The following is a 12,266-nucleotide window of genomic DNA, read 5'->3' as shown; positions in this document are numbered from 1 at the left end:
GCCCTCGTACTGGGCGTACTTGGGCTTTCGGCTGGTGCGGCGAGAGTACGTGCCGGGCGTCGCGACGCCGCGGAGATCCGTCAGAAGCCCCCTAGCCCCGGAAGCCGAGCAGCGCGTGCAGCGTCGAGCCGCGGGACGACGTCGGTGCCGCCTTCGTGCTCAGCGGCTTCGGGCCGGGCAGCGCCGGGCACACCGCGTCGGCCTCGCCGCTGCCGCGTGGCACCGTGCCGTCGGTCAGATACGCCGCCAGGTGCTTGTCCAGGCAGCTGTTCCCGCTGAGCGTGACCCCGTGGTTGCCGCCGCCCTCCTCGACCACGAGGCTGGAGCCGCCCAGCAGGGAGTGGACCGTCGCGCCGCCCTCGAACGGGGTGGCCGCGTCGTTCGTCGCCTGGAACAGCAGGGCCGACGACGACAGCCCGCCGTTGGCCACGTTCACCGGGCGCTGCGAGCGCGTCGGCCAGAACGCGCACGACGCGTTGTACCAGACGTTGTTCCAGGTCATGAACGGCGCCTTCTCGTACACCGCCCAGTTGTCCGCGCGCCACCGCTCCCAGGAACGCGGCCAGTCGGCGTCCCGGCACTGCACCGAGGTGTAGACGCTGTAGCCGTTGTCCCCGGCGGAGTCGACCGCGCCGAAGTGCTCATACGCCTCGACGAGCGGATCGGCATCCTTGTCGTTGACGAACGCGGCGAACACCTGGGCCAGATAGGGCCAGTAGCCGTTGTAGTAGCCGCCGGGCAGGAAGGTGTCCTCCAGCTCCGCCGCGCCCACCCTGCCGTCGGCGGGCTTTTTCGCGAGGGACGCGCGCATCGCGTACCACCTGGCCTCGACCTGGTCCGGATCCGTGCCGAGCCGGTAAACCGTGTCGTGCTGGGCGATCCACGCCATCAGCGCGTGGTGGCGATCGTTGAAGCCGTAGTCCTGCGCGAGGTTGTCCTCGTACCAGACGCCGGTCGGGTCGACGATCGAGTCCAGGACGAGACGGCGCACCCGCTCCGGGAACAGCTTGGCGTAGACCGCGCCGAGGTAGGTGCCGTACGAGTAGCCCAGGTAGTTGAGCTGCGTCGAGCCGAGCGCCGCGCGGATGGAGTCCATGTCGCGGACGGCGCTGACCGTGTCGATGTACGGCAGCACGCTCGCGTACTTCGTGGCGCAGGCGTCGGCGAAGGACTTCGCGCGCGTGAGGTTCGCCTGTTCGATCGCCGGGGTGCTCGGCACCGGGTCGGGGCGGACCGGGCCGAAGTGGCCGGGGGCGCAGTCCAGGGCGGGTGCGCTGGCGCCCACCCCGCGCGGGTCGAAGCCGATGACGTCGTACTGGGCCGCCACCGCCTTGGGCAGCGCGGAGGCGACGAAGCCGGCGAGCGTGCGGCCGCTGCCGCCGGGGCCACCGGGGTTGACCAGCAGCGGGCCCTGGTACTGCTTGGCGGTGTGGGGCACGCGGGACAGCGCGAGCGTGATCTGCTGCCCGCGCGGGTCGGCGTGATCGAGCGGCACCTTCAGGGACGCGCACTGGAGCGTCGGATAGGCGGTCGTGGCGCAGTTCTTCCACCTGAGTTCCGCGGCGGGCGCCAGGTGTGCGGGATGCGACGGACGTGCGTCGGCGGGCGCGGCCGTGAACGTTCCGGCCACGACCACGGCGGCACCGCACAGCGCGGCTGCGCGTTTCCTCATGCAGTCTCCCAGGACGGAGGGATGTCGGACCGCGAAGGTCACGGTCCTCGCCGCATCGTCCCGGGAAACACGCTCGTAGGAACGTGTTATGTCAATACTTGACCCAATTGGTCCGCCGGATGCGCTCGAACGCTCTCACGTCTCGAACGCTCTCAGATCAGCGTCAGTTGGGTCGCTTCGGGTGTGGCGGGCGGCTCCGGCTCCGGCGGCCGGATCCGGCGCGGCATCCCCGCGCGCGCGGGCCCGATGCCGTACTCCTGGGCCAGGTCATGGACCTGACGGGTGATCCGGCGCTGGTACCACTTCGGGGCGTAGGCGCCCTCCGCGTACAGCCGCTCGTAACGGGGCACCAGGTGCGGATGGTGCTGCCCGAGCCAGGCCATGAACCACTCGCGGGCCCCGGGGCGCAGGTGCAGCACGAGCGGGGTGACGGAGGTGGCTCCGGAGGCGGCGATCGCCCGCACGGTCTCGCGCAGTTGGGCCGGCTGGTCGCTCAGGAAGGGGATCACCGGCGCCATCAGCACACCGCAGCCGATGCCGTGCTCGCCGAGGGTCCGTACGACGTCCAGGCGGCGCTCCGGGGCCGGTGTGCCCGGCTCGACGGTGCGCCACAGCTCGGTGTCGGTGAAGCCGACCGAGACGGAGATGCCGACGTCCGTCACCTCGGCGGCCTGCGTCAGCAGGTCGAGGTCGCGCAGGATCAGCGTGCCCTTGGTCAGGATCGAGAAGGGGTTCGCGTGGTCGCGCAGGGCGGCCAGGATGCCCGGCATCAGCCGGTAGCGGCCCTCGGCGCGCTGGTAGCAGTCCACGTTGGTGCCCATCGCGATGTGCTCGCCGCGCCAGCGGCTGGAGGCGAGCTGGCGGCGCAGCACCTCCGGCGCGTTCACCTTGACCACGATCTGGGTGTCGAAGCCGATACCCGTGTCGAGGTCGAGGTAGCTGTGCGTCTTGCGGGCGAAGCAGTACACGCACGCGTGCGTGCAGCCGCGATACGGGTTCACGGTCCACTCGAAGGGCATGCGCGAGGCGCCCGGCACCCGGTTGATGATCGAGCGGGCCCGGATCTCGTGGAACGTGATGCCACGGAACTCCGGGGTGTCGAAGGTGCGGGTGGTGACCGCGTCCGCGCCGAACAGCGCGGCGTCGGCCCTGCCGTGCTCGCCCGGTTCCACTGTGAGGTTCTCCCAGCGCATGACGCCTCCTCGGTAGCGCTGCTCTCACAATAGAACATGTGTTCCCATGATCGTGCGGGCGTCATTCCCGGTCGCCGCACACAACCCAATCGGTCACATCCGGACCCCGATTTGGCGGCCGGGGACCGGGGTGGTTGGCTTGCCCCAACCCCGAGAAATCAGGTCCCTGGAGGAATCCGATGGCGCAGGTCGAGGCCACTACCGAGCGGGTCGTCGCGGCGGACCCGGAGAAGGTGTTCGACACCCTCGCCGACTACAGCGGCACCCGCGGGAGGCTGCTGCCCGAGCACTTCAGCGAGTACGAGGTGCGCGAGGGCGGCGACGGCGAGGGCACCCTCGTCCACTGGAAGCTCCAGGCCACCAGCAAGCGCGTCCGCGACTGCCTCCTGGAGGTCTCCGAGCCCACCGACGGCGAGCTCGTCGAGAAGGACCGCAACTCCTCCATGGTCACCGTCTGGCGGGTCACCCCGGCCGGCGAGGGCGCCTCCCGCGTCCTCGTGACCACCACCTGGAAGGGTGCCGGCGGCATCGGGGGCTTCTTCGAGAAGACCTTCGCTCCCAAGGGCCTCGGCCGTATCTACGACGCGATCCTCGCCAACCTCGCGACCGAGGTCGAGAAGTAGCCCCGGCTCCCCAGGCGGTACCGCCCTGGCCTTCCGGGCGGTCCCCCCGGCTTCCCAAGCGGTAAGCGCCCCCCGGGTGTTGATCCCACTCACCGGTTCGAGTGGATCTTCCGGGGGGCTTGCCGTCGTGCCGTAACCCGAAGCGCTCACTCGTGGTTGTCGCCTTACGCGGGACTTGTGCGGCAGGCGCGACGAGGGGAGCGGCACGTGGGCGGGACCACTCTGGTGCACGGCGAACTGCGGGAAGAGGCCCAGGACGAACCGGCGTCGACGGGAGCCTTCGAAGGCCCGTCCCCGGCAACGGCCACCGAGGCGCGACTGAGCCCACGGCGCGTTCTGGTCGTCTTCCTCGCGCTGATGCTCGCGCTGCTCCTGGCCGCTCTGGAGCAGATGATCGTCGCCACCGCGCTCCCGAAGATCGTCGGTGAACTGCACGGCCTGGACCGGATGTCCTGGGCGATCACCGCCTACCTGCTCACGGCCACCGTCGGACTGCCGATCTACGGCAAGCTCGGCGACCTCCTCGGCCGCAAGGGTGTCTTCCAGTTCGCGATCGTCGTCTTCGTGATCGGCTCCGCCCTCGCGGGCCGTGCGCAGACCATGGAGCAGCTGATCGCCTTCCGCGCGGTCCAGGGCGTCGGCGCGGGCGGGCTCATGATCGGCGTGCAGGCGATCATCGCCGACATCGTGCCGCCGCGCCGGCGCGGCCGGTTCCTGGGTCTGATCGTCGCCGCGTTCGGCGTCGCCTCCGTGGTCGGACCCCTCCTCGGCGGCTACTTCACGGACCACCTCTCCTGGAGGTGGTGCTTCTACTTCAACGTTCCCTTCGGCCTGTTGACCCTGGCCGTCGTCGCCGTCGCGCTCAAGCTCCCCAAGCCGCGCTGCAGGGCCCAAATCGACGTGCTGGGCGCGCTGTTGCTCGCCGCGGCCTCCACCTGCCTGGTCCTGCTGACCAGTTGGGGCGGTACCGAGTACGCCTGGGGCTCCCGCGTCGTCCTCGGACTCGGCGCCGGGGCGGCCGTCGCCACCGTCCTCTTCCTCGTCGCCGAACACCGCGCGACCGAACCCCTCATCCCGCTCAGGCTGTTCAGGGACTCCGTCTTCAACGTCACCGGACTGGTGGGCCTGGTCGTCGGCGTCGCGCTGTTCGGGGCCGCGAGCTACCTGCCGACCTACCTGCAGATGGTCGACGGAGCGAGCGCCACCGAGTCCGGGCTGCTCATGCTGCCCATGACAGGCGGCATCGTCGGCGCCTCGGTCGTCTGCGGCCAACTCATCAGTCACACCGGCCGCTATCGGATCTACCCGGTCCTCGGCAGCGCCCTCTCCGTCCTCGGCATGTGGCTGCTGTCCCGGCTCGAAGCCGACACACCACGACTCCAGTACAGCGTCTGGATGGCCGTCCTCGGCGCCGGCATCGGCATGGTGATGCCGGTACTGCTCCTCGCCGTGCAGAACTCCGTGCGCGTCGCCGACCTCGGCACCGCCACCAGCGCCAACAACTACTTCCGGCAGATCGGCGGCAGCGTCGGCGCGGCGCTCTTCGGCACCCTCTTCGCCGGGCGCCTCGCCGACGCGCTGGAGGAGCGGCTGCCCGCGCGAGCCGGGCTGCCCGACCCCGAGGCGCTCACCCCGCAGCTCGTGCACGCGTTGCCCCCTCGGCTGCGCGACGCCTACGTCCACGCGTACGCCGACGCCATGCCCCGGATCTTCCTCTACCTCGTGCCGGTGCTCGTCGTCGGCCTGGTCATCGCTTGCTTCCTCAAGGAGAAGCCGCTCGTGCCCCACGCCGCCCCCGCCACCGACGCGGAGACCGGGCGGGTGACCGGCGCGAGCACCCCCGTCCCGTCGACCCGCCCCCACCCTTCGGGCGGCGGGACCCCCCTCTCGCTTCGCTCGCCGTACGCCACCGCCCCCGTCCGTGGCATGGTGCAGCACTCCGACGGGACCGTCGTCCCCCGCGCGGCCCTCACTCTCATCGACGTCGCCGGACAGCAGATCGGGCGGGCGGCGAGCGGCGAGGACGGGCGGTACACGCTGCCCACGCCCGGAGCGGGGGCGTACGTGCTCATCGCCGCCGCGGGCGGTCACCAGCCGCAGGCGATCTCGGTGACCCTCGGGGAACGCCCGGTCGAACTGGACATCGTCCTCGGCGGCGGTGCCGGACGCCTCAGCGGCAGCGTGCGGACCACGGAGGGCACGCCCGTGCCGGACGCCGCCATCACCCTCACCGATGTCCACGGCGAGGTCGTCGCCACCACCCGCACCGGGCGTGAGGGCGGCTACGCCATCCCCGAACTGGTGGCGGGCGAGTACACCCTCGCCGCGAGCGCGCCCGCGTTCCGCCCGGCCGCGCTGCCCGTCACCGTACGCGCCTCCCGGGAGACCCGCCAGGACGTCGAACTCGCCGGAGGCGCCGTCCTGCGCGGCACCGTGCGCGCCCGTGGCGGGCGTCCCGTCGAGGACGCGCGCGTGACGCTGCTCGACCTGACCGGGAACGTCGTGGACAGCCTCACCACCGGCGTCGACGGAACGTTCCGGTTCGCCGACCTCGCCTCCGGCGAGTACACGGTCATCGCGACCGGCTACCCGCCCGTGGCCACCGTGCTCCAGGTGGCGGGCGGCGGGCCCACGGAACGCGACCTCCACCTGGGGCACGAGGAGTGAGATCGACCCGCGCGGGCCCGTGCGAGCGGGGCCCCGGTGCGGGAGCATCACCCCGAGCCCCCGCCGACCGCGCCCCGCGCGCGGGTCCGTGCGCCGGAGCGCACCGGGTGGAACCAATTCCAGAAATGCCGCACATGGCGAACGGACCCGCCCGTAACGTGGTCGCGCGGGAGCAGATCTTGCGGAGCTCTGGGGAGGGCCTGAGCCATGGACCATGGCAGCGAGAGGGACGCACCTCCCGGGCGCGGAGCCGGCCCCGGCGCGGCCGCCGACGCCGCCGGGCGCGTCCCGCTGGCCGTGGTCGTGGTCGACCGCGAGGGCCTCGTCTCCCACTGGAGCACGGGATCGCGCCGCCTCTTCGGCGCCGCCAAGGAGGACGCCGTCGGGCGGCCCGCCCTCGACCTGCTCCCCGTCTCCGGCGCGCTTCCCGAGGAGGCGGACGAAGCCTCGTACGTGTCCTTCGCCGCCTACGACGGACTCGGGCCCGACCTCGAGTCCTCCCTCGACGGCCGGCTGTCCTACCCGGCGGCCGGCCGCGCCCGCCTCACCGCGCCCGAACACGACCGCGGCCGAGTGGACGTGCTGTGGTGGGCCTACCCCCTGGTCGGCCCCGGCCGGGAGCGGCTGCTCGTACTGGCCGCGGACGCGGCGGGGCTGCGGGCCGGTGAACCCGACGGCGCGGCCGTGGAGCGGACCACGCCCGGATTCGCCCTGCACACCGACTTCCCCGGCGCCGAGGAACTCGCCCGCAGGCTGCCCGAGATCCTGCCCAGCATGAGCGTCGAGGAGAGCGCCCGCATCGTCGCGCAGGTCCTCGAACTCGGTTACCCGGTCCTGGAGTTCAGCCAGAACGAGCGGGTCCCCGTCACCCCCGACTGGGGCGTGGCCCGGCGGGCCGAGCGCAAGGCGCGCCGGGAGCGGGCCGCCCGGGCCGCGGCCGAGGGACTGCCCGTGCCGGACGACGTCGCCGACGAGGGCGAGGACCTCGAGTACGCGGCCGTCCGCGAACGCCTGGAGTTCCTCAACGAGGTCAGCGGCAGGATCGGCACCTCGCTCGACCTCTCCCGGACGATCATCGAGGTCAGCCAGGCCGTCGTCCCACGCTTCACCGACGTCGCCGGCACCTACCTGCGCGAACAGGTCGTCGCGGGGGAGGGCTTCCCCGAGGGCGTGCCGGACACGACCACGATGTGGCACCGGGTCGCCGTCGAGCACACCGACGAACCCGGCCGCTGGGACGACGTCGTACCCGTCGGCGAGGCCATGCCGTTCCCGGCGCACACCCCGTTCTTCCAGTGCATGACCACCGGCGAGCCCGTCCTCGTCCCGCGCATCAGCGAGCAGATGGGGCACGCCATCGCCTCGCAGTTCGAAAAGCGCGACATCCGGCCGCTCATCACGGGCCGCTCCATGCTGGTCGTACCACTGAAGGCCCGTAACGTCGTCCTCGGGTTCATGATCCTCTTGCGCCATCCCGAGCGCGTCGAGTTCAACGACATGGACCGCGTCACCGGCGCCGAACTCGCCGCCCGCGCGGGGCTCGTGCTCGACAACGCGCGCATGTACACCCACCAGGAGTCCGTCGCCGAGACCCTCCAGGACAGCATGCTGCCGCACATCCCGCCGCGCAGGGCGGGCTGCGACATCGCCACCCGCTATCTGCCGGGTACGTTGCTGGGACGCGTCGGCGGCGACTGGTTCGACTCGGTGAAACTGCCCGGCGCCCGCACCGCCCTCGTCGTCGGCGACGTCATGGGCCACGGCCTCAACTCGGCCGCCATGATGGGCCAGTTGCGTACGGCCGTACAGACCATGGCCGCCCTCGACCTGCCGCCCGCCCAGCTGCTGCGCAACCTCGACGACCTCGCCCAGCGTCTCGGCGACACCTACCTCGCGACCTGCCTGTACGCCGTGTACGACCCGATCGCGAGCGAGCTGCACCTCGCCAACGCGGGCCACATCCCACCGGTGCTGGTCCGCGCCGAGGACGGCCGCAGTGAGTTGCTGGGCCTGCCGACCGGCGCGCCCATCGGGGTCGGCGGGGTGCCCTTCGAGGCGGTACGCGTGCGTGTGGAGCCCGGCGACCGGCTGGTGATGTGCACCGACGGGCTCGTGGAGGTGCGCGGCGAGGACATCGGCGTGGGCCTGGCGACGCTGTGCGAGTCGGCTGCCCACCCGGCCGCCTCCATGGACGACGCCTGCGACACGATCATCCGAGCTCTCAACCCTCAGGGCGGCCGCAAGGACGACGTGGCCCTGCTGATGGTCCGCCTGAACGGCATCGAGCCCGACGACGTGGCGGAATGGCGGCTGGCCCTCGACCCGACCGAGGTCGGCCGGGCCCGCGCGGCGGTGCGCGAACAGCTCCACGACTGGGGCCTCGCCAGGATCGCCGACAACGCCGGGCTCCTCGTCGGCGAACTGGTCACCAACGCCGTACGCCACTCCCACGCCCGCCCCGTCGAACTGCGGCTCGTGCGCGGCGACACGCTGCTGTGCGAGGTGGACGACGACAACCACGAGCTGCCGACGCTGCTGAGCGCCGGGCCGGCGGACGAGTTCGGTCGGGGGCTGCGCGTGGTGAGCACGCTGGCTCGAGAGTGGGGCACGAGCCGCAGGGGCGCGGGCAAGACCGTGTGGTTCGAACTGACGCTGCCGCGCCGCTGAGCGGGGCCTGGCTGCGCGCCTTTTCCCTGTACGCGCCCTGAACACGGCGCGCGAAGTGGGTGTTTCCGCGTACGCGGCTCGAACGCCGCGTGAAGGAATGCGCACCACGCTTGTCGCCGTACCCGGGCGGCGGTAGACCGTACTGGCCCGTCACTCACGACGGATCGGCGCCGCCCCTGGGGAGTGGTCATGAGCGTGACGAGCCGGTACCGGCAGGCATGGGAGGGTTTCTGGAGGGAGGCCACCGGCGAACCGGGCGCCGTGTTCTGGGACGCGGAGCCCACGTTGACCGTAGGCCCCCACCTCGCGCTCTTCGAGCCCCTGCTGACCGATCCGGCGCTGCCGTTGGTGGACCTCGGCTGCGGCAACGGCACCCAGACGCGCTTCCTCGCGGACCGCTTCCCGCATGTGGTCGGCACCGAGCTGGTCGCCGCGGCCCTCGACCACGCCCGCCGCGCCGACCCGGCCGGGCAGGCGACGTACCGGCTGCTGGACGCGGTGGAGAAGAACGAGACCGAGACGCTGCACGCCGAACTGGGCGACGCCAACGTGTACATGAGGGGCGTGCTCCACCAGTGCGAACCCGAGGACCGGCAGCCGCTGGTCGACGGGATCGCCACACTCGTCGGCGAGCGCGGCCGGGCCTTCCTCGTGGAGCCGTCCGAGGCCGCCCGCCCCGTCCTCCTGGAGCTGGCGCAACGGCCGGACGGCCCCCCGGCCAAACTGGCGCCCATCCTGAGGCACGGCATCGCCCCCGGCGAGGTGGCCGACGACGCGGTGCCCGACTTCCTGCGCGCGGCCGGGCTCACCGTCGTGGCGAGCGGTGAACTGCCGCTGACCACCACCGAGTACGAACCGGACGGCACCCGGATCGTGCTGCCGTCGACGTGGCTGGTGGCGGCCCGCGCAATATGACTGCCGTCACATGAAGAAGGGTCGCTCCCGCTGTCACACTCCCGCGGCGCCGGGTGTCAGGGCAGTGAAGGAAGCCGATGAAGCGGCCCGGTGGCACAGCGCCCCGGTCGCGACCCGATGAGGAGCTGCCATGTCCACCACCTACGTCGTCGTCACCGTACTGGGAGCCGTCATGGCCGGTTTCTCGGCCGCTTCCGTCTTCTTCCACGCCGAGTGGACGGTGAAGCCGCTGGCCGACTACGGCGTCCCGCGCGCCTGGTGGCCCTGGCTCGGCGCCGCCAAGGCCGCCGGGGCCGCCGGTCTGCTCGTGGGCCTGCTCGTGCCGGTGGTCGGCGTGCTGGCCGGGGTCGCTCTGGTGCTGTACTTCCTCGGCGCCGTCGTCACCGTGCTGCGCGCCCGCTGGTTCTCGCACGTGCCGTTCCCGCTGCTGTACGCGGCGCCGGTGGCCGCGTCGCTGGTCCTCGGGTTCTGAGCGAGGGGTGAACGAGCATGAGGGGGACCGGCGGGTGTGCCGGCCCCCCTCGCCTCGTTCTCGCCTCGTTCGTCAGGCGGCGAGCACCGCGACCTCGATCCCCTCCAGCCGCTCCCGGTCCGCCACGACGTCGATTCCCGTGATGCCGTCCGCGGTGATGGTGAAGGCCAGGACCAGACGCAGGCGCCCCTGCGGCGCCATCACCAGGCCGACGCTTCCGTCGAGCAGCGCGAGCCCGGTGAATCGCGCCCGGCCCATGGCGGCCATCGCGCCCTCGGCGACCGCCCGGCCGCCCCCGACCACGATCGGTCCGGGAGTGGGGACGACGAACCGGTCGGCGGTCAGGACGACATCGGGGTGCAACAGCGACAGCAGCGCCTCGAAGTCCCCGCCCCGCGTGGCCGCCAGGAACGCCCCGACCACCTCGCGCTGCCGGGTCAGGTCGACGGCGACCGATGCGGGAGCGCCGCCCCGCACCCGACGGCGAGCCCGGCTCGCCAACTGCCTCGTCGCGGTCGGAGTCTTCTCGATCAGCGGGGCGATGTCGTCGAACGGCACCGCGAACAGGTCATGCAGGACGAACGCCAGCCGCTCGGCCGGCCCGAGCGTGTCGAGAACGACCAGCAGCGCCACCCCGACCGAGTCGGCCAGCAGCGCCTCCTCCTCCGGATCAACGCCGTTCCCCGGACCCACGGCCTGACCAGTCACCCGCAGGTCGAGCGGCTCCTCCTGGCGCGCCCGACGCGAACGCAACATGTTCAGGCACACCCGCCCCACCACCGTGGTCAGCCACCCGCTGAGGTTCTCCACCCCGGCGACATCGGCCCGCGCGGCCCGCAGCCACGCCTCCTGCACGGCGTCCTCGGCCTCACTCACCGAGCCGAGCATCCGGTAGGCCACCGCCCGCAGATGCGGCCGGTCGGCCTCGAAGCGTTCGGCGGGCAGCGCGTACGTGGTCATCGGTCGCGTACTCCGTGGTTCCGTCCGGCAACGGCAAGGACCGGCGAGCCTACACTGAGCCACAAGGGATGCTCGTGACACACCGGAATCGTCGTGCGCTGTCCGCGGATGCTCGTACCGGCCCTTGTCCTGGCCCTCCTGACGGTTCCCGCAGGCTTCGCTCGGGCCCAGGGCGAGGAGATCGCGCGCGGCCCCACGTTCGGCGCGCGGGCTCTGCAGGCGCTGATCGACGGGATCCAGTTCGGGGTGATTATCGCGATCACGTCGGTCGGACTCTCGCTGATCTTCGGCACCATCCATTTGATCAACTTCGCACACGGTGAGTTCGTCACGATCGGCGCAACCTTCGCGTTCTTCCTCAACGTCTCCGCCGCCGGCCCTGGCTGGCACCTGATCCCCGCCACCCTCGCTGCGGTGGCCTTCGGCGCCCTGCTCGGCGGGGCCGTCGAGCGTGGCATCTGGCGCCCGCTGCGAGCCCGGGGCACCGGGCTGATCAACATGTTCATCGTCACCATCGGGCTCTCGCTGCTGCTGCGGCACGTCGTGCTCGTGCTGTACGGAACCCGGCCCGCCTCCTACGCGCAGTACGACATCCAGAGCGCGATCGACCTGGGGCCGGTCGGCATCACCCCCCGGGACCTCACGGTCACCCTGCTCGCCGTCCTGGTGCTGCTCGGCGTCGCCGCGCTCCTGCAGAAGACACGGATCGGCACGGCTGTCCGGGCCGTCTCCGCCAACCGTGACCTCGCCGAGGCGTCGGGCATCGACGTGCAGCGGGTCGTGCTGTTCGTGTGGATGCTCTCCGGCGCACTGGCCGCACTCGGCGGGGTCTTCTTCGGCCTGGTGGAGATCGTCACCTGGGACATGGGCTTCAAGCTCCTGCTGCTCATGTTCGCCGGGATCATCTTGGGTGGCCTCGGCTCCGCCTACGGTGCGATGGTCGGCAGCTTCGTGATCGGCGTCGTCGCCCAGATGTCCACCCTGTGGTTCCCGGTCGACCTGCAGTACGCGTGGGCGCTGCTCGTCCTGATCGTCGTCCTGCTCGTCCGGCCCCAGGGCATCCTCGGCCAGGCGGAACGCGTCGGATGAGGGGTGCG

Annotated in this window: 9 protein-coding genes; 6 read left to right on the top strand and 3 right to left on the bottom strand. The window is 71.8% G+C overall.

The genetic code is table 11. From position 1 onward, the window contains the following. Positions 1-91: 91 nt before the first annotated feature. Positions 92-1,672: an alpha/beta hydrolase gene (locus AC067M_RS19455; protein WP_478698218.1), complete on the bottom strand. Its 1,581-nt coding sequence runs from the start codon at positions 1,670-1,672 to the stop codon at positions 92-94. Positions 1,673-1,824: 152 nt separating this feature from the next. Next, positions 1,825-2,865 carry an Rv2578c family radical SAM protein gene (locus AC067M_RS19450; RefSeq protein ID WP_478698217.1) on the bottom strand — a complete coding sequence of 347 codons (1,041 nt, stop codon included), beginning with the start codon at positions 2,863-2,865 and terminating at the stop codon, positions 1,825-1,827. A gap of 179 nt (positions 2,866-3,044) precedes the next feature. On the opposite strand from AC067M_RS19450, the gene AC067M_RS19445 reads away from it, so the two are divergent. The 5 genes from AC067M_RS19445 (at position 3,045) to AC067M_RS19425 (ending at position 10,209) form a co-directional block, all read left to right on the top strand. Beyond that, the gene (locus tag AC067M_RS19445; protein WP_478698216.1) at positions 3,045-3,488 is read left to right on the top strand and encodes an SRPBCC family protein; all 444 of its coding nucleotides are present in this window, start codon (positions 3,045-3,047) and stop codon (positions 3,486-3,488) included. 207 nt (positions 3,489-3,695) lie between these two features. After that, the gene (locus tag AC067M_RS19440; protein ID WP_478698215.1) at positions 3,696-6,155 is read left to right on the top strand and encodes an MFS transporter; all 2,460 of its coding nucleotides are present in this window, start codon (positions 3,696-3,698) and stop codon (positions 6,153-6,155) included. 207 nt (positions 6,156-6,362) lie between these two features. Further along, complete coding sequence (locus AC067M_RS19435) at positions 6,363-8,822, top strand: SpoIIE family protein phosphatase (RefSeq protein ID WP_478698214.1); 2,460 nt, start codon at positions 6,363-6,365, stop codon at positions 8,820-8,822. Between the two features lie 189 nt (positions 8,823-9,011). Then, positions 9,012-9,737 (top strand): class I SAM-dependent methyltransferase, encoded by a 726-nt coding sequence (locus AC067M_RS19430; RefSeq protein ID WP_478698213.1) that lies wholly within the window; start codon positions 9,012-9,014, stop codon positions 9,735-9,737. A gap of 130 nt (positions 9,738-9,867) precedes the next feature. Continuing rightward, a complete protein-coding gene (locus AC067M_RS19425) occupies positions 9,868-10,209 on the top strand; it encodes a DoxX family protein (RefSeq protein WP_478698212.1) in 342 nt (113 codons plus the stop codon). A gap of 72 nt (positions 10,210-10,281) precedes the next feature. On the opposite strand, the gene AC067M_RS19420 is transcribed toward AC067M_RS19425, so the two are convergent. Further along, positions 10,282-11,169 (bottom strand): sigma-70 family RNA polymerase sigma factor, encoded by an 888-nt coding sequence (locus AC067M_RS19420; RefSeq protein WP_478698211.1) that lies wholly within the window; start codon positions 11,167-11,169, stop codon positions 10,282-10,284. 108 nt (positions 11,170-11,277) lie between these two features. On the opposite strand from AC067M_RS19420, the gene AC067M_RS19415 reads away from it, so the two are divergent. Then, the gene (locus tag AC067M_RS19415) at positions 11,278-12,258 is read left to right on the top strand and encodes a branched-chain amino acid ABC transporter permease (RefSeq protein ID WP_478698210.1); all 981 of its coding nucleotides are present in this window, start codon (positions 11,278-11,280) and stop codon (positions 12,256-12,258) included. Positions 12,259-12,266 lie beyond the last annotated feature (8 nt).

It is taken from the genome of Streptomyces sp. NPDC043427, from assembly GCF_056436655.1.
This window is presented reverse-complemented; position numbering and strand designations above follow the sequence as displayed.

Coding starts and splice junctions, on each gene's coding strand:
- AC067M_RS19455 (WP_478698218.1), bottom strand. CDS start 1,672: ATGAGGAAACGCGCAGCCGCGCTGTGCGGTGCCGCCGTGGTCGTGGCC.
- AC067M_RS19450 (WP_478698217.1), bottom strand. CDS start 2,865: ATGCGCTGGGAGAACCTCACAGTGGAACCGGGCGAGCACGGCAGGGCC.
- AC067M_RS19445 (WP_478698216.1), top strand. CDS start 3,045: ATGGCGCAGGTCGAGGCCACTACCGAGCGGGTCGTCGCGGCGGACCCG.
- AC067M_RS19435 (WP_478698214.1), top strand. CDS start 6,363: ATGGACCATGGCAGCGAGAGGGACGCACCTCCCGGGCGCGGAGCCGGC.
- AC067M_RS19430 (WP_478698213.1), top strand. CDS start 9,012: ATGAGCGTGACGAGCCGGTACCGGCAGGCATGGGAGGGTTTCTGGAGG.
- AC067M_RS19425 (WP_478698212.1), top strand. CDS start 9,868: ATGTCCACCACCTACGTCGTCGTCACCGTACTGGGAGCCGTCATGGCC.
- AC067M_RS19420 (WP_478698211.1), bottom strand. CDS start 11,169: ATGACCACGTACGCGCTGCCCGCCGAACGCTTCGAGGCCGACCGGCCG.
- AC067M_RS19415 (WP_478698210.1), top strand. CDS start 11,278: ATGCTCGTACCGGCCCTTGTCCTGGCCCTCCTGACGGTTCCCGCAGGC.